23 protein-coding genes are annotated in these 18,555 nt (G+C 60.8%); 7 read left to right on the top strand and 16 right to left on the bottom strand.

What is annotated here, in order from left to right; translation table 11 throughout:
* Positions 1-118: 118 nt before the first annotated feature.
* From LAN70_05655 to LAN70_05640, 4 genes are all read right to left on the bottom strand, one after another.
* Entirely contained in the window at positions 119-1,024 is a 906-nt protein-coding gene (locus LAN70_05655) for a hypothetical protein (GenBank protein MBZ5510641.1), read from the bottom strand.
* A gap of 191 nt (positions 1,025-1,215) precedes the next feature.
* The gene (locus LAN70_05650) at positions 1,216-2,469 is read right to left on the bottom strand and encodes an HD domain-containing protein (GenBank protein MBZ5510640.1); all 1,254 of its coding nucleotides are present in this window, start codon (positions 2,467-2,469) and stop codon (positions 1,216-1,218) included.
* A gap of 119 nt (positions 2,470-2,588) precedes the next feature.
* Positions 2,589-2,756 (bottom strand): hypothetical protein, encoded by a 168-nt coding sequence (locus LAN70_05645; protein MBZ5510639.1) that lies wholly within the window; start codon positions 2,754-2,756, stop codon positions 2,589-2,591.
* Positions 2,757-2,769: 13 nt separating this feature from the next.
* The gene (locus tag LAN70_05640; protein ID MBZ5510638.1) at positions 2,770-3,495 is read right to left on the bottom strand and encodes an HAD family hydrolase; all 726 of its coding nucleotides are present in this window, start codon (positions 3,493-3,495) and stop codon (positions 2,770-2,772) included.
* Positions 3,496-3,571: 76 nt separating this feature from the next.
* Here LAN70_05640 and LAN70_05635 point away from each other — a divergent pair, with 76 nt between their 5' ends.
* Positions 3,572-5,302, top strand: a complete 1,731-nt coding sequence (locus LAN70_05635) for a Zn-dependent hydrolase (protein ID MBZ5510637.1) — start codon at positions 3,572-3,574, stop codon at positions 5,300-5,302.
* Positions 5,302-5,649: a PilZ domain-containing protein gene (locus LAN70_05630; protein MBZ5510636.1), complete on the top strand. Its 348-nt coding sequence runs from the start codon at positions 5,302-5,304 to the stop codon at positions 5,647-5,649. The genes LAN70_05635 and LAN70_05630 overlap by 1 nt, the downstream gene beginning before the upstream one ends.
* A 98-nt stretch (positions 5,650-5,747) precedes the next feature.
* Here LAN70_05630 and LAN70_05625 read toward each other — a convergent pair whose 3' ends face one another.
* From LAN70_05625 to LAN70_05610, 4 genes are all read right to left on the bottom strand, one after another.
* Positions 5,748-6,599 carry an ABC transporter substrate-binding protein gene (locus tag LAN70_05625; GenBank protein ID MBZ5510635.1) on the bottom strand — a complete coding sequence of 284 codons (852 nt, stop codon included), beginning with the start codon at positions 6,597-6,599 and terminating at the stop codon, positions 5,748-5,750.
* Between the two features lie 108 nt (positions 6,600-6,707).
* Positions 6,708-7,265 (bottom strand): biotin transporter BioY, encoded by a 558-nt coding sequence (locus LAN70_05620; GenBank protein ID MBZ5510634.1) that lies wholly within the window; start codon positions 7,263-7,265, stop codon positions 6,708-6,710.
* A 36-nt stretch (positions 7,266-7,301) separates the two neighbouring features.
* Positions 7,302-7,451, bottom strand: a complete 150-nt coding sequence (locus tag LAN70_05615) for a hypothetical protein (GenBank protein MBZ5510633.1) — start codon at positions 7,449-7,451, stop codon at positions 7,302-7,304.
* Positions 7,452-7,634: 183 nt separating this feature from the next.
* Positions 7,635-8,984, bottom strand: coding sequence for an aminopeptidase P N-terminal domain-containing protein (locus LAN70_05610; GenBank protein MBZ5510632.1), 1,350 nt, complete (start codon positions 8,982-8,984; stop codon positions 7,635-7,637).
* Positions 8,985-9,131: 147 nt separating this feature from the next.
* On the opposite strand from LAN70_05610, the gene LAN70_05605 reads away from it, so the two are divergent.
* Both LAN70_05605 and LAN70_05600 read left to right on the top strand, forming a co-directional pair.
* Entirely contained in the window at positions 9,132-9,521 is a 390-nt protein-coding gene (locus LAN70_05605) for a type II toxin-antitoxin system RelE/ParE family toxin (protein MBZ5510631.1), read from the top strand.
* Positions 9,522-9,525: 4 nt separating this feature from the next.
* Positions 9,526-9,855, top strand: a complete 330-nt coding sequence (locus tag LAN70_05600) for a helix-turn-helix domain-containing protein (GenBank protein MBZ5510630.1) — start codon at positions 9,526-9,528, stop codon at positions 9,853-9,855.
* Positions 9,856-9,888: 33 nt separating this feature from the next.
* On the opposite strand, the gene LAN70_05595 is transcribed toward LAN70_05600, so the two are convergent.
* The 8 genes from LAN70_05595 to LAN70_05560 all read right to left on the bottom strand — a co-directional run bounded on the left by LAN70_05595 (position 9,889) and on the right by LAN70_05560 (position 16,390).
* Entirely contained in the window at positions 9,889-10,632 is a 744-nt protein-coding gene (locus LAN70_05595; protein ID MBZ5510629.1) for a hypothetical protein, read from the bottom strand.
* A 47-nt stretch (positions 10,633-10,679) separates the two neighbouring features.
* Positions 10,680-10,817, bottom strand: a complete 138-nt coding sequence (locus tag LAN70_05590; GenBank protein ID MBZ5510628.1) for a hypothetical protein — start codon at positions 10,815-10,817, stop codon at positions 10,680-10,682.
* Positions 10,810-11,325 (bottom strand): hypothetical protein, encoded by a 516-nt coding sequence (locus LAN70_05585; GenBank protein MBZ5510627.1) that lies wholly within the window; start codon positions 11,323-11,325, stop codon positions 10,810-10,812. Before LAN70_05585 ends, LAN70_05590 begins: the two co-directional genes overlap by 8 nt.
* 208 nt (positions 11,326-11,533) lie before the next feature.
* Positions 11,534-13,153, bottom strand: a complete 1,620-nt coding sequence (locus LAN70_05580; GenBank protein MBZ5510626.1) for a glycosyltransferase family 2 protein — start codon at positions 13,151-13,153, stop codon at positions 11,534-11,536.
* 146 nt (positions 13,154-13,299) lie between these two features.
* Positions 13,300-13,503, bottom strand: coding sequence for a hypothetical protein (locus LAN70_05575; GenBank protein MBZ5510625.1), 204 nt, complete (start codon positions 13,501-13,503; stop codon positions 13,300-13,302).
* Between the two features lie 11 nt (positions 13,504-13,514).
* Positions 13,515-14,558, bottom strand: coding sequence for a dehypoxanthine futalosine cyclase (mqnC, locus tag LAN70_05570; GenBank protein ID MBZ5510624.1), 1,044 nt, complete (start codon positions 14,556-14,558; stop codon positions 13,515-13,517).
* A 69-nt stretch (positions 14,559-14,627) separates the two neighbouring features.
* Positions 14,628-15,446 (bottom strand): Zn-dependent exopeptidase M28, encoded by an 819-nt coding sequence (locus LAN70_05565; protein MBZ5510623.1) that lies wholly within the window; start codon positions 15,444-15,446, stop codon positions 14,628-14,630.
* 65 nt (positions 15,447-15,511) lie between these two features.
* The gene (locus tag LAN70_05560; GenBank protein MBZ5510622.1) at positions 15,512-16,390 is read right to left on the bottom strand and encodes a menaquinone biosynthesis protein; all 879 of its coding nucleotides are present in this window, start codon (positions 16,388-16,390) and stop codon (positions 15,512-15,514) included.
* A 137-nt stretch (positions 16,391-16,527) separates the two neighbouring features.
* On the opposite strand from LAN70_05560, the gene dprA reads away from it, so the two are divergent.
* From dprA to LAN70_05545, 3 genes are all read left to right on the top strand, one after another.
* A complete protein-coding gene (gene dprA, locus LAN70_05555) occupies positions 16,528-17,685 on the top strand; it encodes a DNA-processing protein DprA (GenBank protein ID MBZ5510621.1) in 1,158 nt (385 codons plus the stop codon).
* Positions 17,686-17,805: 120 nt separating this feature from the next.
* Complete coding sequence (locus LAN70_05550) at positions 17,806-18,171, top strand: four helix bundle protein (protein ID MBZ5510620.1); 366 nt, start codon at positions 17,806-17,808, stop codon at positions 18,169-18,171.
* Positions 18,172-18,274: 103 nt separating this feature from the next.
* Positions 18,275-18,555: type I DNA topoisomerase (locus tag LAN70_05545; protein ID MBZ5510619.1), on the top strand; the 281-nt coding region annotated here is incomplete at its 3' end.

The raw sequence follows: 18,555 nt of genomic DNA, 5'->3' as shown, positions 1-18,555 counted from the left end.
ATTGAAGGCAGGGAAGTTGCTGGATTCAACCGCGTATGGAGAGCACTAGGTTATGCTGAAAGGTCCGCCCGAACAGTCGCTTCCAAGATAACGAGAACGAAAAAACAGGCGTCCGTCGTTACGAAAAGATGGCCAATGGCAGTATCTGCATGACTGGCCCCTTGATTTCGACTTCCATTGTAGGCATCGCAAACCCGTGCTGTTGAGTCAGCGTACCAAATGCTTCAGTGATACCGTTCAGTACATTTGGTGGCACGCGACTCATGGCGGTCTTTCGCAGGAGGCTTATCGAATCCTGATCCGTGTCCACTGACCGGATCACTTTTCCGACGACTCGGAACGTGCCGTCCACGAGGTCTGACATCGACGGGTCGTTTAGGTACTGTTTTTCAACAGTAAGAACAGCCCTGCCGCGAGAACCAGTGAGAGTCGCAACGAGGTCCTGTGTGCCGCCGGATTTTAAAGATTTCGATAGCGAGTCGAGTTGTCCCTGTAGGTGTTTCAGGTTCGGCTGATTCTGCTGCAGTTGCTTTCCTCCCTGATGCTTTGATTTTGCCGGCTCATCCATGAAAACCCAGACCATGTCGATGATCTCTACGATGGAATCAAGGCCCTCGATGAGCGGATTGCGGCGCAGAGAAGCGGTGAATTCAACGAATTCGCCGGGCTTGCTGGAGGCGTGACTACCGTCGTTCTGGAGCATACCGCGATCGATCAGCAGATTTCGAAGTGTGAAAAACAGCGAAGCGGGCGTGTGGACTCGGTCTGCGGTGCTGGTGGACTCGACAGACCCTTCCGTTCCCCCTGCCATTTTGCCTGAGAGGTTGACCTTAAGGAGTGATGCGAGGGCCTGACTCAGGCCGAATCCACCGGTCACCTCGCCCGAAACTTCGCTTGTGTCGCGATGCGCCTCCGAGATGCGAGTTACCGTTGCAATCCCGCCCTGCAGCATAGCTACCAAATCAAACACGAGCCGCTGATTTAGATAAACGGGAATTATGAGATCGAGCTTCTGTGTCGCCATTTGTTTGCTACCCGCGGAACTGTTTTCTTAGATAAAGCCGCCACCATATTGGCGGTGAACATGCAACTGACGCATTTCTCAGAGAAGCCATCATCATACGGCACACGACGACGGTTCTTTCGGAAGATCAAGATTATTTTCAATGCGTGGGGAACGACCGCGAGTTGAATTTGGACGGCTCGGGCCTACGACTACGCCGAGTAGATCCGCCCATGCGTAATCTTGTGATTCAGCGCCGAGGCCAGCACGTCAATGTCGGTGGGCGCGATATTGCAGACCGTCCGCTCGGCGAGGAACCGATTCTCCTTGCGCCCGACCGCGTCGCGCCGCACCTGCACCATGAGCGCCTGCACCGCGTTGATGTCGAACTTCAGGGGCGCAATGCGCACGATCTCGCTCAGCGCCTCGCCCACGGTCATGCCGGATCGGTACGGGCGCTCGCTGGTCATCGCGTCAAAGGAGTCGGCCACCGCCGTAATGCGCGCCGGCATGGCGATCTCGTCGGCAGCCAGCCGGTCCGGATACCCGCTGCGGTCCGTCCGCTCGTGATGTGACCGCACCACCTCCGGCACTTTCGGCCACGGAAACTCCACGCCGCGCACGATCTGGTGCCCGACCACGGTGTGGTCCGCCATCTCGCGGAATTCGTCTTCGTTCAGCGCGCTCGGCTTGGCGAACAGCCGCTTGTCCACCGCGACCTTGCCGATATCGTGCAGGTACCCGGCCGCGCGTAAGCCCGCGACCTCGGTCTGCTCCAGTCCCATGGCATCGGCGATCCCCGCGGAATACCGCCCCACGCGCAGCGAATGCCCGCGCACGTTCACGTGCTTGATGTCGATCGCGTTGGCGAAGGTCTCCAGAGCGGTGTCGTAAAAATTGTGCACCGAACCCAGCAACTTGAGGTGCTCGGAGACCCTTTGCGCGAGCGACTCCGAGAGCGTGTGGTTGTGCACCGCCAGCGCCACGTAATGCACCATCATGCCGATCGCCTGCAGGTCGTCTTCTCCATACGGCTCGTCCTCGCCGCGGCGTCCCAGCGCGACCATGCCCACCAGCTTTCCGCCCACGCGGAGAGGAGCGATGCACTTGAACAGCTCCGGCGCCACGTTGCCGTTGGAGCTTAGGTACTGCTCCCAGGCGGCGCGCGAGATCAGCAACGGCGCGCGCACGTTGTTCAAGGCATGCACATGCTTGGGTAGCAGCGGGATGACGCCCTGCCCGGGAAAGGAAGTGTAGCCGCGCACGGCCACTGTCGCCAGCACCGCGGGCTTGTCGCGAAAAACAAATAACGCGCCTTCGCGCACGTCCGCCGCTTCCATGACGCAGGAAAGGATGGACTGCGCACGTTGCCCAAAGTCGGTGTCCGCCGTCATCTCCGAGCCCAGTTCGCTGAGGGCCTGGAAGGTCAGCAGGAGCCGCCGAAAATTGTCGTTCGTTACTCCCATCGTGGCGCGCGGGAGCAAGAATCGCCGAGCAGAGCAAGTTGAGAGTACCACGCCGGAACATCTCGCGAGGCCGCGCGCGTGTTAGCTAAGTAGGTTCAAACTCGTGTGCTGGCAATCAGTTACAGAAGTAACCGGAAAGTCGATGGCCGATAGTCGATGGTCGATGGCAACCGGTCGATGGCGCCGACGGTCGCCAATCGGCGGCGGATGATCGATAAAGCTCGAACCGCCCAGAGCCCTTTAGAAATCGTCAATCGACAATCAACAATGCTTTTGCCGTCGACCATCGACCATCGACTCCTAGAAATGCTCTCTCAGCCCGGCGAACTTCTCCACCACCAGCAGCCGCTGCCCCGGCGGCGCTTCCGCCACTTCCTCATGTTCCAGAATCCAGGTCTGGTCGTGCGGCACGAACACGGCATTCAAGCCCGCCGCCAGCGCCGGATTGATGTCCGATTTCGGACTGTTCCCGATCATCCACGTCGCATCGTGCGCCAAGCCGTATTTCGCGACCACCTCGCCATAGATCGCCGCGTTCTTCTCCGCCACGATCTCCACCGCCGCAAAAAATTCCTTCAGCCCCGACCGCTCCACCTTCCCCGACTGCTCCGTGAAGTCGCCCTTGGTCATCAGGATCAGGTGGTGCCGCGCCGCCAGGTACTCCAGCGTTTCCGGCACGCCCGCCAGGATCTCCACCGGATGCTCCGCGATGGCATGCGCGAAGCTGCGGATGCGTTCGTGCTGCTCCGGCGCGACCGGCTCCACCGCCAGTTGCTCGAAGGTCCGCATCAGCGCGTGCGCAAAGCTGTGCAGCCCGTACCCGTGCGAGATGATGCACTCGCGCTCCACCTCGTTCAGCGCCGCCCGGACCTGTTCCGGCGAGTATTCGCGATGGTTCAGATAGGAAATAAATCCGGCGATGGCCCGCTCGAAGTAGATGTTGTTCTCCCAAAGCGTGTCGTCGGCATCGATGAGCAGCGCCTGCGCGCCGTTGCCTTGGGGAAAACCGGACATGCCCTTAATCATAGCTGCGAGTTTTTCAGTATGTCAGCAGGTCAGTTTGTCAGTAATGAGATACTGATGAACTGCTAGAATCTGCGGCATGCCAAACGTTGGCGTCAGCTTCTTTCTGGCCCTGCTGGTCCTCCTCATGACTCCACTTACTGATGCTCAGACGAAACGTAAAACGTCGCCGCCAAGCACCGCCACAGCCCTCAAGGTCGTTCCCGATCTCGCCCAGCGCGTCGCCAAATTCAAGCCCGTCGAAATGCCCTTCAAAGCGGACGGTCTCAGCCCGCGCGAGCGCCAACTGGTGGACAAACTGGTAGAAGCCTGCGGCTACATCGAGGAGATTTACTGGCGCCAGAGCGATCCCGAGGCCCTGACCCTCCACCAGCAACTTGCCGGCAGCAAGGAGCAGCGCGACCAGGACCTGCGCCGCTATTTGTTCATCAACGCCAGCCGCTTTGACCTGCTGGAGGACAATCAGTCCTTCGTCTGCACGCAATCGGAAGCCTCGGCCAGCGGCGTCTGCCCGCCCATGAATCCCGGCCGCGGTTTTTATCCGCATGGCCTGACGCGCGAGCAGGTGGAGCAATTCATCAAGCAACATCCCGACAAGAAATCCGCCATCTACGACCCGCACACCGTCGTGCGCTGGAAAGGGAACCAGCTCGACGGCGTGCCTTACCACGTTGCCTACCGCTCCTTCCTGGAGCCGGCGGCCGGAGCCCTGAACGCCGCCGCCGCGCTCTCCGACGAGCCGCAGTTCGCCAATTTCCTTCGCCTTCGCGCCGACGCCCTTCTCTCCGACGACTACTACCGGAGCGACATCGCCTGGCTCGACCTGAAATCCCCCAAGTTCGACATCATCTACGCTCCCTATGAAACCTATGACGACGGCCTTCTCGGCATCAAGACCAGCTACGGCGCCGCGGTTCTGATCCGCAACGAAACCGAGAGCCGCAAGCTGGCGCTCTATGAAAAGTACGTTCCCGACATCCAGGAGGCGCTGCCGCTGCCGGCGGAAGATCGTCCCTCCAAGCGCGGCCAGCAGACCCCGATGGAGGTCATGGACACGCCCTTCCGCGCCGGCGACCTCAACCACGGCTACCAGGCAGTCGCCGACAACCTGCCCAACGACGCCCGCATTCATCAGGAGAAGGGCACCAAGAAAATTTTCTTCAAGAATTTCATGGACGCGCGCGTCAACGTGGTGATTCTGCCGATCGCGAGAAAACTCATGCGCGCCGACCAGGCGGCGCAAGCTTCCGGCGAAGGCTATCTCGCCGGCACGCTGCTGCACGAAATGTCGCACGGGCTGGGCCCGGCCTTCGCGCGCAAAAACGGCAAGCAGGTGGACATACGCGAGGCCATCGGGCCGGCCTTCAATGGCCTGGAGGAAGCCAAGGCCGACGTGGTCGGAATGTTCGGCCTCAAGTGGCTGGTGGACCACGGCGCCATCCCCAAGGAACGCCTGCCGGAGTTCTACTCTTCCTATCTCGCGGGCCTGTTCCGCACCATCCGCTTTGGCACCGCCGAGGCCCACGGCAAGGCCGAGATGATGGAGTTCAACTACCTCACCGAGCAAAAGGCAATCCAGCGCGACGCCGGCGGCAAGTACGTGATTGATTACGCGCGCACCGCGACTGCCATTGCCGCGCTCGCCCGGGAGTTGCTGGAAATCGAGGCCACCGGCGACCGCACCCGCGCTGAAAACTGGTTTGCCAAATACAGCGCGCTGCCGGCGGAGTTGAAGGCCGCGCTCAGCACGGTTGCCGATGTCCCGGTGGACATCACGCCCAACTTTTCCTTTCCGCAACGGGTGGAATGATGGCTTGGGACTTAAAAGAGCGGCGCTTCTTCGATCGCATCGTCATTCCCGCGACCGCCAACCTGTTTCTCGAGGATGAGCAGGGCAACCGCTTCGGGCGGATTCGCATGCTGGGCCGGGGCGGCTTTTTGCTGGAAACCAACCGCCGATTTCCCGCCGCCGAAACTCTGGCTTTCACCATCGTCGGCGAAGACGACGCTGTCCACCGCCAGGTCCAAGCCGTGCAGCGCTATACCAATCCCAACGGCGATGTCGGCTTTGAGTTCCAGGAGCTGGAGCCCGACGCCGCAGTGGAAATCGGCGTCTTGATCGACAAGTATCTCAACGCTGTCCGCGCCGCCAAGTAGATTGCGGAACTGCGGAATTGCAGAATTGCGGAATTGAAAGAGAATGCCGTAATTTGTTCAATTACCCGATTCCGCAGTTCGGCAATTCTGCAATTCAGTTAGACGAACTCCACCTTCGGATCGTTCGGGATCACTCCCGCCTTGTGGCCCAGGTCGAGCAGCAACGCCACCGCGGCGCGGCCGTCCTCGCCGTAATCCAGCGTGCGCTCGTTGACGTACATGCCGACGAACTTGTCCGCCGACTGCGGATCCAGGTCGCGCGCGAACTGCATGGCATAATTCAGCGCCTGCTCGCGGTGGTCGAGCGCGTACTGGATGCTGCGTTTCAGCGCGCCGGAGATGCCGGCAATCGTTTCCCGGCCCAGCTCGCGACGGATCGCGTTTCCGCCCAGCGGCAGCGGCAGGCCTTCCTTGTCGCGCCACCACTTGCCGAGATCGAGGATGCGGTGCAGCCCCGACTTGGCATACGTAAGCTGGCCTTCGTGGATGATGAGGCCGGCGTCGTGCTTGCCCTGGAGCACCTGCGGGATGATCTGGTCGAACGGAACCACCACGGTCTCGATCTGGGGCGCAAACAGCTTCAATGCCAGGTAGGCGGTGGTCAATTTTCCCGGCACGGCGATGCGCCGCGTCTTGACTTCGGCGATCGAGAGCGCCTTGGCGGCGACGATCATCGGGCCGTACCCGTCGCCCACGCTGCCGCCGCACGACATCAGCGCGTACTGCTCCTGGATGTACGGGTAGGCGTGGAAGGAGATGGCGGTCACGTCGTACACGGCTTCCATCGCCTTGCGGTTCAGCGTTTCGATGTCGCAAAGGGTGTGCGTGAACTTCAGGCCGGGCACGCGCACCTTGTTCGTCGCCAGGCCGTAAAACATGAACGCATCGTCGGAATCGGGACTGTGCGCGATGCTGATGGTGCGCGTTTTCGTGGAGGCTGATGTGGGCATGGCTGATCTGAATGAAGAGGTTGGCTGACCTCGTTAGTCGTCGGGCAGTGCCAATCGTTTAGCGCTTCTTAACTCGGTACTCGGTACTCAGTACTCGCAAATCGCAACTCACAACTTGATCTTGGTTCCAATTCCCGCCGCGGCCGTGATCTTGATGACTTCGGCAAAGACAAACGGATACAGCCCGAAGCTCATCGCCTGGGTGGCGCCGTGCGTCAACACCATCAGCCACGCCAGACCGCCGGCGAAAATGACAACTTCCGCCGCCAGCGCCGCCACCAGGAATCGTCCGAACTTGCCCGCGCCGCGCTCCGCGATCCACCCGGCGATGAACGCCGCCAGGGGATACGCCAGCAGGTAGCCGCCGGTGGGGCCCAGCAATTGCGCGATTCCGCCCGGACCCGCCGGGCTGAACACCGGCAATCCCGCCGCGCCCTGCGCCAGGTAAAGGGCGAGCGCCGCGAATCCGCGCTTGCTGCCCAGCAGCAGGCCGACTACCAGGACGCCGAAGTTGGCCAGCGTCAAGGGCACGGGCGTAAACGGCAGCGGCAACGACAGCCGCGCGCACAGCGCCACAAACAGGCTCGCGCCGACCACTATCGCCACCTGCCGGGCCGCGGTCATGGCCGCGACCTGGTCCCGGACAATCGCTGTATCTCTCGCCATCATTCCGCTCCGCAATCCGTACTGACAACTCGCAAATCAACCCCCGCGCGCCGCTTGCCGCGGCCGGTGTTCCTCCGCCTCATGCTTGGCGGCCAGGTGCCGGCGGACACGCACATAACACGCCGCGGCCGCCCACAGCAGCGCCACCGTGGAAAGCACCAGGACCACGTACAGAATCTTGATCAACACCGTGCTTAGGATACAGGTCGGCTGGTCGTTCGGTCTATCGGTGTTTCGGTCAATCGGTTTCTCAGTATCTCAGTACTTCAGTATTTCAGTTGGTTAATCTTCCAAGGTGTCGTGCAACACTGACAAACTGACAAACTGAAAAACTGACGAACCGACAACCGAAGACCACAAACCGAAAACCTACTTCGCCATGCTCTTCTCAACCTCCTCGGCCGTCTTCGGCAGCTTGCAGCTCAGGCAGTCGAGCTTTCCATTCGCGTCCACCAGGAACGTGTCTTCGATGCGCGCGCCGAGGCTCTCTTCCGGAATATAAATTCCCGGCTCGATGGTGAACACCATGCCCGGTCCCAGCGGCGCGCCGGTATCGCCGGGATCATGCACGTTGAGCCCGACCATGTGGCTGAGGCCGTGGATGAAGTACTGTCCCAGCGGCTGCCCGTGCAGGTCCTTGCCGTGCGAGTTGATGTAGTCGTAGGCGACCAGGAACAGGGAATTCTGGTCGCGCCCGGTCAGCTTGGACTTGCCCGACTTGAACGCCCGGATGGCGGCTTGCTGCGCGCCCAGCACGATGTCATAAATCTCGCGCTGGCGCGGCGTGAAGTGGCCGTTGGCCGGCACGGTGCGGGTAATGTCGGTGGCGTACATCGAGTACTCGCCGCCCACATCCATCACGATCACGTCGCCGTCCTTGATCGGCCCGGAGTCCTCGTCGTAGTGCAGCACGGTGGAGTGGAAGCCCGAGCCGACGATGGGGCCGTACGCCGGGCGCTCGCAGCCGCGGCGCTCGAATTCGTACACCATGAGAGAGGCGATCTGGCGCTCCCCGGTGCCGGGCTTGATCGCCTTCCAGGCCGCCAGGTGCGCCTCGACCGAGGCGTCGGTCGCCTTGCGGATGAATTCGATCTCGCCCGCATCCTTCACCACGCGGAGGGAAGCGATCAGCGGCTTCACGTCGCGCGAATACACCGACAGGTTGCCGTGCTTCAGCCATTCGAGCGCGAGCTTGGAATCCTTTCCTTCGTTGACCAGCACCACGCCGCCCAGCGGGGAAATGACGTTGGCGATCTCGTCGCGCAGCGCGTCCAGCGGCACGACGCGGGCAAAGCCGGTGCTCTTTGCCTCCGGATCATCGGGCCCAAGCTTCGGCCCGGTCCAGCGCTCCGCGGCACGGTTGCGCTGCGGCAGCAGCAGAACCTCGGAGTAGGGGCGCGGCTTCAGCGTCGCCGGACGTCCGGGCGGCAACTGCGCGTTCATGGTCTTCACCGCCGCTTCGTCGAGCGCGGGCACGATCAGCACCGCCGCGCCGGGCTCGTTCACTCCGGTGAGGTACCAGAAATCCTCGTCCTGGCGGAAGCCGGTGAGCGCTTCGGTGAGGTCGCTCTCGGTGGTGGCAAAAACGACGATGGGCGCGCCATTGGCTTTCTTCGCCAAGGCCTCACGGCGGGCGCGATAGACCAGGTTCGGGTGCCGCTCCAGGGCAAAGGCGGCGGTGGCGATGAGCAGCAGCAGGGCGACTACGAATCGTTTCATGGTCGAGGATTATATCCATGGAGAAGCTGGCGCAAGTGTCGGTGAACCATCTGGAGGGGAGGCATTCACGCAAACGGTCGGGAGTAACGGCCCTTCCATCGCAATAATGTACTTGACAGCATATGTATTATAACACATAATATGCCTGTGGCTTGGGAAGTCCTCTTTCATCAGGAGTTCGAACCCGAATTTGACGCCCTGCCGGAAGACGTGCAGGACGAGATGCTGGCTCTTGCTAGGTTGCTGCAGCAGTTCGGGCCGCAGCTGGGCCGTCCCCGTGCTGATACCCTGAACGGCTCCCGTCACGCGAACATGAAGGAATTGAGGTTCGATGCCGCCGACGGGGTCTGGAGGGTAGCATTCGCCTTCGACCCGAACAGAAACGCGATTCTCCTGGTCTGTGGAGACAAGTCAGGCGGGAGCGAAAAGCGTTTTTACCGACAGCTAATCGAAAAGGCCGATTTTCGCTTTGATGCCCATCTGGCCCGCGTCAAGAAGGAAAAGGGAGAGAAGCAGAAGCAAAAGGGGGAGAAGTAACAACATGAAGACTCTGGACCAAAAAATTAAGGAAGTGAGCCCCGCCCGGCGCAAGAAGATCGAGGACCGCGCGGCCCAACTCCTCGCGGAGGAAATGTCACTCCGCGAACTGCGCCGTGCACACAAGCTCACGCAGGAGCGCATCGCGGAGACTCTCGGGATTGGCCAGGACCAAGTCTCCCGCCTCGAACAGCGCAGTGACCTTCTGATTTCCACGCTACGCAGCTACGTGGAAGCCATGGGAGGCCGGCTCACTCTCGTCGCTGAATTTCCCGACCACAAGCCCGTGGTGCTATCAGGGATTGCCGCACTCGACACGGACTCCACCGTCTAAGCGCGAGCCGGTGCCCCACACGGTTGGCCGAAATTACGTAATGTGAGGTTTCCTCGAACTAGCTGCGAGAGCCTGAAGCTGGATTAACATCAGCCACGTGCTCAGCCAGCTCAAGAACCCGGGGGTCGCCACGACGGCACCATGGTCGTCACGGAATACGATACCGGCGATGCACGCTGTGAAGGAGCCGTGTGACAGCGCATTTCGGATTCGGCGAACATATTCAGAATTCAACAACTTTTTCACGCAACCCGAGCACGGCCCTCCAGCTCGTGCACCCTCAGTGATCAGGTCGTTGAGCACTCCTTCTCGCATGTAGACAAGAGCAATATACAGACGTAGTACGAGCGAGCCGTGTACCGCCATCTGCACTCTGAGCCCCAACGGAAGGTCGATTATCCCGTTCAATGGTGTAGTAGGAAGGCCTTCGTTGCGCGCATCGAGGCTACTCGCGAGGGAGAACCAGAGGACCCCGCTGGAGAGCTGCTGAAAGGCGTGTTCGGATGGGAGAGGGACCCCAAGCAGTTCTCGCAACAACTCTTCGCTGGTGAGCCGGGTTGCAAGATCGTCCAGAATGGTACGACAATCTCGGAACTGTCGACGAAGCGCCTCGTCGTTCACGGCTTCGCTGAGGATACGAAGCTCCGGCGCGAGATCCGACAATCCGCCCATCACCTTCGAAACGTTAAGATTCGCTGGCGGGCCTTCTTTCGGCACACCATACGTATCATAGAAGTACCGCAGCAGATCGCCGAGTTCGTCGTCCGATGTAGGCATTCGTCGCCAGACGAGGCGGTGTAACCCGCGGGGCTCCGCTACGCTCCCTACCCTCCCCGCTTCTCCTCCGCCTTCTTCCGATGGCTGGCCGCAATCGCCAAACTCCGATCGCGCAGTTTCGCCAGCAATTTGAGTTTCTCGCTGACGGGCAGCTTCGCGAGCTTGCGCTCCAATTCCCTACTCATCGAGATATCTCTGCCTGAACTTCTCCCATTTGGGCCGCAGTCCGTGCTTCTCAAGAATCCGATTCAGCTTACCTCGGTTCACCGTGCCCAGTCCGAGGAACTGCAAAATCCGGTTGAAGTCTTTCGGCCGTCCCGTCTTCAGCGCAATCGCCACCAGATGCTCTGCGGTCATCACCCGCGTCGGGACTCCTTCTACATCGAATTCGGCCGCCTCCTCCAATGCCTCCCGCTCCAGCGCGCCGCCGGCACTCAGGAACTGCACCGGCCAATCACCGATCACGATGTGTTCGCCCTCAGCTTTGCAGCCGCGCGCACGCAAGTACTCGTAGATCGGAGAAAGGCTTACCAGCGACGTGCTGGATGAACGGGGAAGTGTCACGAACACGTCCACATCCAGCGTCGCCGCAGGCGCGATATAAAACGTCGCCCCCACCGCTCCGCCAATCGCATAGCTCCCGATGATGCTATCCGCTTGCATGCGGTTCAGCATTTCCAGGGTGTCTTTCATCGCCGCCTCAATGCCAATACTACGCATAGAGAGGTGTCGGGTGAAAGCCCAGCTCAGCGTGCCCCCTGCGGGACTGCACAGGCGAGGGCGCCCTTCGCCCCTCGACTGCGCTCGGGGTCAGGGCAGGCTCTGCTACACACACAGCAGGTCCCTCGCTGCGCTCGGGATGACACCAACTGAAATTAGGTTGAACGAAATGGTTTGAGAGCTACACGCCGACCGGGTACGGTTTCGAGGTCTGCGGTTCCCGCAGTTCGCGGCCGGAGAAGAAGCGCTCGAAGCGGCCCTGCAGCAGCGACATCAATCCCGTGTACCAGTAGCCGAGCACGAACAGGCAGAGGAAGGGCACGGTGATGTAGTTCTCGTTGGTGACGGCGTACCAGACGGTGGCGGCGAAGTAGCAGCCAATGGCCAATTCGAAGTAGGGCACCAGGCCGAGGCGCTTGCGGTACTTGCTGCTGCGGACCTTGTCCTTCTTCGATTCCACCCGGTACTTGGGAGTGCGCGCGAATGCCGTCTGGTGGCCGATCAGCGCTTCCAGCACGACTTTCGTGTTGGTCAGCGTCAGGCCGATGCCCTGCGCCATCAGGAAGGGCAGGAACATCAGGCAGCGCGGCCAGGTTTTCGGGAACAGCTCTTTCTGCGAGACCAGGTAGAAGCTGGAAATCGAGAACGTGGAGGCCATGAACAAGGGCAGGTCAATGTAGAGCATCTGGAACCAGCCCTGGTAGAAGCGGATGATCATCGCCGGCAACAGCAGGGTGGAGAGGATGATCATCAGCGGGTAGCTGATGTTGGCCGTCAGGTGATACCAGGCCTCGATCTTCACCCGCAGCGGAACTTTGCTGCGCATCACCATCGGCAGATCTTTGATCGCGCACTGGATCAGGCCCTTGGCCCAGCGCGCCTGCTGCGTCTTGAAGGCGGTCATCTCCACCGGCAGCTCGGCGGGACATTCCACATCCTGGAGATAGACGAAGCGCCAGCCCTTGATCTGCGCGCGGTAGGAGAGGTCGGTGTCTTCGGTGAGGGTGTCGTGCTGCCAGCCGCCGGCCTCCTCGATGGCGCGGCGCCGCCACATGCCGGCGGTGCCGTTGAAGTTGAAAAACAGCCCATTGCGCGAGCGCCCGCCGTGCTCCAGCACGAAGTGGCCGTCGAGCAGGATGGCCTCGACCTCGGTGAGGAACGAGTAGCTGCGGTTGATGTGCGTCCAGCGCGTCTGCACCATGCCCACGTCGGGCGCGGTGAACTGGTGGATGCAGCGCATCAGGAAATCTTCCGGGGGAACGAAATCGGCGTCGAAGATGGCGATGAACTCGCCGGTCGAGCACTTCATGCCTTCCCGCAGCGCGCCTGCCTTGTAGCCCTCGCGGTTGGTGCGATGGTGATACGTGACCGGATAGCCAAGCGCGGCCCAGCGATCCACGGCATTGCGCGCGACCTCCACGGTTTCGTCGGTGGAATCGTCGAGCACCTGGATTTCCAGCTTCTCGCGCGGGTATTGCAGCTTGCAGACCGACTCCAGCAGGCGCTCGATCACGAACTGCTCGTTGAAGATCGGTAATTGCACGGTCACACGCGGCAACTCGGCGAAGTGTCCAGGCGGATTGTCGCTGCTGGCGCGGTTCTTGCGGTTCTTGTAGTAGAGGTACACCAGGGTGTAGCGGTGCAGGCCGTAGGACGCCAGCCAGATCAGAACGATGAAGTACGGAATCAGCAGCGCCATGTCGAAGGCGTTGGCCTGGTAAAGCCCGCGAAACGTGGTGTCGAGGAAGTGCGAACGAAAGTACTGCCCGAAGCCGCGCGAGGCGGCGAACAGGGCCAACATGGCGATGGCTGGTTGCAGTGTGGTGCTCCGGTACAGCAGACAGTCACGGGCAAGCCGCCCGGGCAAGGTACAAGCAATTGATTGTACCCGAAATTAGATGCCGGCTGTCGGCGAAAGGCTGTCGGCGCAGCTAGCGGTAGCCGCAACTAATCATCGTCGCGTGCCAAGACCTTTCTTGCTGCTTCAGTGAATGCGATGCGTTCAGCTCGCTCCTTCGTGGTCTCAGGTTGACTGAAGAAGCGCTTCGCTTGACGCGCAATCTCGCGTCTCACCTCGTCGCGCAGGCCGCGTTTGCGGAGGTCCGCTATTTCCGCAAGGGTCAGATCGGGTTTGCGTTCACGTTTCTTCACGAATGAATATGTTAGTTCAGGAAATACGTCCGATACAGCGTGTCGCGCTGGACGGGGCGGAAGCCGGCGTCGCGGATCATGTGGCGGAGTTCTTCCTCGGTGGTGCAGTTGGTGACGCCGGCCGAGCGCACCACGTTTTCCTCGATCATCACCGAGCCGACGTCGTTGCCGCCGAAGCGCAGGCCGAGTTGGCAGACTTTCAGGCCCTGCGTCACCCAGCTGGATTGCACGTTGAGGAAATTGGTAAGGAAGAGGCGCGAGATGGCCAGCACCTTGAGATATTCGACCGCGGTCGCCTCGTCCCAGCCGCGCCCGCCGAGCGCGGTGTTGTGCGGCTGAAAGCTCCACGGGATGAACGCGGTGAACCCGCCGGTCTCTTCCTGGAGATCGTAGAGGCGCTGCAGGTGGTTGACGCGGTGCTCGATGGTTTCGCCGACGCCGAACATCATGGTGGCGGTGGTGCGCATGCCGAGCCGATGGGCGGTGCGGTGGACGTTGAGCCAGTCCTCGGTCAGGCACTTGAGGCGGGCGATGCGGTAGCGGACTTCATCGTCCAGAATTTCGGCGCCACCGCCGGGAATGGAATCCAGGCCGGAATCGCGCAGGCGGATGATGGTGTCGCGAATGGTGAGCCCGCTGTACTCGGCGATGGCGATGATTTCCGATGCCGAATAGCAGTGCAGGTGGACACGCGGGAAACGCTGCTTGATGCCGCGCAGCATCTTCTCGTGCCAGTCAATTTTCAAGTCGGGATGCAGGCCGCCCTGCATGAGCACGCCGGTGCCGCCCAGTTCCACCGTCTCGGCAATTTTCTGGTAGATGGTGTCGTAGTCGAGGATGTAGCCTTCGGCGGCCAACTTGCCCTTCAACGGTCGGTAGAAGGCGCAGAAGGTGCAGTACTCGGTGCAGAAATTGGTGTAGTTGATATTGCGGTCAATGATGTAGCTGACGATGCCGTCGGGATGAAGCTTGCGCCGCTGCACGTCGGCTTCGATGCCCAGGCCGATGAGGTCGTCGGAGCGGAACCAGTCGAGGGCTTGGGCTTGGGTCAGCATGCGGTCACAGGCGACGGTGACATTGTAGCGGTGGGCCGGTCCCTTGGTCTATCGGTCTGCCGGTTGCGTTTAACGGGACTTCGGTGACTCTGGGCGGGACCGTGGTACCTGATCGAGTAAGGCGATATACGCCGAAAGAAGCTGATAGGTCTGATAGTAGTCGTCAAAACGCATGGCGGACAGCTTATCCTTCGGCCCATGCAGAATGCGGGCATTCCAAGTCTCCTGCGTCAGAGAGTGGATTGTGATGGTGGGTATCTTGCGAGCCGCGAATTGCTCTGAATCCGCGGAGCCTACCTGCTCAACGTTGACCCCCTGGACCGGCACGTTCAATTTCTGTGCCATGTATGCCAGGGCACTGGTCAAAGCTTTGTCGGAGTGGCTGGACCATACCTTCGTGGGGCCAAGGCCGAGCGTATCGAGATTGACCATCGCGTCCGTTGCTGCCACCTGCTGGTTAGTCATTTGCTTGGCGTAAAACCGCGATCCAATCTCGCCTTTCTCCTCATCGGTGAACCCAATGAAAATATACGTGTGCTTCCGCGGCTCACTTTTGACCGCCTCGTACAACGACGGCAGCAGCGCCGCGCCGCTCCAGTTGTCCACGACACCGTCACCGTCAGCGACATGGTCGAAATGCGCACCTACGATGATCGTCTGGTCGGAAGTCCCTGGAAGTACGCAGATGACATTCGGCAGCTTTGAACCTTTGACCGGCTGCTCCGACAGATGCTCGGCGCAACCTGCATCGGTGAACAGTAATTTGAGCGCCGATTCGCGCTGCTTGTCGCCACCGCCAAACTGCTTGATTCGGTCTTCAATGATCTGCCGTGCGACCAGGTTGTAGCGCACACCTTCGGCCCACACTTGGGTGCTTACGAGCATCAAGAGCAGGAATTGGGAGACTGCGCACCGACGTGTCACTGCTGGTCGCATAGAATCATTCGCGTTGTTCAGCCGACGAACTGGGGTGCGGCCATGCCCAGGAAACGCAGCGACGGCGCCTCCTCGATGACGCCGCACTCGGCCGAGTAGCGGAAGAAGAGCTCCAGACCCTCGAGGTTTTCGGCGTCGAGAAAGAAGTGGATGTTGTCGGTGAGGTAGGCCGTCACCTCCGGCTCGCTCAGGCCGACGCGCGCGCTCCAGCGGCGCGCGATCTGCGCGATGTTGGCCGCCTGGATGCCGTGATCGCGGGAATTGCGGAAGACGGCGGCGACGTCGAGCGAGCGGCGGATTTCGCTCAAGGCCTGCAGCCGCACCGCCCAGAAGGCGAACACGAACGGCTTGCCGGTGAAGCGCCGCCATTCCTCGGCGAGGTCGTAAACGAAATACTTCGAGCGCTCGATGCGCAGTGCGGGATCGCCGATCAGCAGTGCGGCATCGCAGCCCGCCAGCATGGAGTCGAGGTTGGGCGGGAAATTGCGGAACTGGCGCTCGCGTCCCCAGGGTTTCTGGCAGAGAATTCGGGCGAGTGCGACCGAGCTGCGCGAGGAGGTGTCGGCAGCGATGGTGTTCACCTGCTCGATGGGCTTATGGCTCACCAGCAGGATGGAACGCACGGCGGATTTAGCGGCGATGGCGGCGTCGGGCAGGATCACCAGCCCGGGAATGGTCGCGTAGGTGATCGCCGGAATGATGCCGATGTCGGCGTCGCCGCGCTGGAGCGCCTCGGCACAATGCGAGGGCACAGTGTACTCGATGGTGAAATCAGAACGAAGTTCCGGAGGCAGATTGTTGTCGCTGTGCTGCTCGGGCGTGGCGCCGTGGTTGAAGTCCCACATCAGCGGGGCGGTGTTGAGGAACGAGATGGCGGAAACCTTCAGCGGCCGCATCGTAAACCGCGATTGTAACAAAGCACGGTGTCATGTTTCCTTGACGTGCGCGGAGGTGGCGTATAGAGTCGCGCGTCGTTTGAAGATGACCAAGAGTAACTGACAAACTGAAATACTGACAAACTGAGAAACCCACCATGTCCATCGCGAACACCGCTCCCGCCGCTCATCAGCTTCACTGGCTGGCGCTGGCGCTGACGCCATCGTTGGGGCCGAGCCGATGCCGGCGGCTGGTGGAGCATTTCGGCAGTGCGAACGCGGTGTTCCGCGCCACTCTCACGGAACTGGAAGCCGCCGGGCTGCAAGCGGTAGCCGCGCAATCCATCGCGTTGGGCAAGTCGGCGGAGCTGGCGCAGGAAGAGATGGTGCGCGCGGCCAGCGTGGGCGCGCAGATCCTGACGCTCGACGATCCCGCATATCCGCCGCTGCTGAAGCAGATCTACGATCCCCCGGTGGCGCTGTACGTCCGCGGCGATCCGGCCATCCTCTCGATTCCCGCCATTGGAGTCGTCGGTACCAGGCACCCGACGCCGTACGGGTTGGGCATGGCCGAGCGGCTTGCCTGCGACCTTTCGGCCCGTGGCATCATCATTATTAGTGGCATGGCCCGCGGCGTAGACGCGGCCGCGCACCGGGGCGCCCTGGCCGCCAAGGCAAAGACCGCCGCCGTCTTCGGCACCGGCATCGACGTTTACTATCCCCGCGAAAACAGCAGGCTCGCCGACCAGATTCTCGCTCTTGGGGGCGCGCTGGTTACGGAATTTCCGGTGGGCTCGTTTGCCGCGCCGCAGAATTTTCCGATTCGCAACCGCATTATCAGCGGCCTGTCGGTGGGCGTGCTGGTGGTGGAGGCGGGCGAGTACAGCGGGACGCGCATCACCGCGCGCTGTGCGCTGGAGCAGAACCGCGAACTGTTTGCCGTGCCGGGCAATGTCACTAACCGCAATTCGTGGGGCCCGAACACGCTCATCAAGCAGGGCGCGAAATTGACGGCGACGTGGGAGGACATCTGGGAAGACCTGCCGACCGACGTGCGCCTGAAGCTGGAGGCGGACCGGCCTTCGGCAACGGAGCCGGGTGCGACGGCATCCCTGTTCCAGTCCGAAGCCATGCCGCCGCACGAACGCAAAGTGCTGGCCGTACTGAAAGCCGACGAGTCCACGCAGATTGATGACATCGTGGAGAAGCTGGAGGGCGTCATGTCGTCGTCGGAGATTTTTGCCGCGCTCTTTGATTTGGAGTTGGCGGGCAAGATCCGGCAGATGCCGGGAAAGAACTTTGTCAAGACGTTTTGAAGAGGGTTATCGGTTAACGGTTATCGGTTATCGGTTATCGGTTATCGGTTGTTGGTTATCGGTTATCGGTTTTCGGTTGTCGGTTTTCCAGACTTGTGTTTTCGAAGAAGAGGAAGCGTGATGCAGGACTTCACCAAACTGGATGTCTGGCAGAGGGCCCACTCGATGACTTTGGACTTATACCGCAAAACGAAATCATTCCCACGTGAGGAGATATACGGTCTTACCAGCCAGATTCGACGCTCCGCCAGTTCAATTGGAGCGAATATTGCTGAAGGGTGCGGACGGGAAGGAGAAGCCGAATTGAGCCGGTTTCTTCAGATTGCACTCGGCTCTGCCAGCGAACTGCAGTACCACTTGTTACTTGCTCGCGACTTGTCGTACATACCCGCCACAGATTACGAACGTGTTGCTACGGAGGTCACGGGTGTGAAGAAGATGCTGACTTCACTAGTGCAGAAAGTCCGAGCGGCATCAGCAAGTTAGGGCAAGGCAGCGCTTACCGATAACCGATAACCGACAACCGAAAACCGATCTCGGATAGCGCGTTGTTGCACTTCCGTGCTAGCTTGAAAACTAACAAGGGGTAATTTTGTCCAACTTAGTTATTGTCGAATCGCCGACCAAGGCCAAGACCATCGCCAAGTATCTCGGCAAGGGATACGAGGTGGAGGCCTCGCTCGGGCACGTCAAGGACCTGCCCAAGAGCACGCTGGGCGTCGATATCGCCAACGATTTTGCCACCGATTACGTCGTCATCCCCGGCAAGGAAAAAGTGCTGGCCAGGCTGAAGAAGCTGGCCAAGTCGGCGGACGCCGTGTACCTGGCGCCCGACCCGGACCGCGAAGGCGAAGCCATCGCCGCGCACCT

This window comes from Terriglobia bacterium (assembly GCA_020072845.1).
Lineage (GTDB): Bacteria > Acidobacteriota > Terriglobia > Terriglobales > Acidobacteriaceae > JAIQGF01.
Note: the sequence above shows the minus strand (reverse complement) of the source record. Positions and strands in the feature narration are given on the sequence as shown.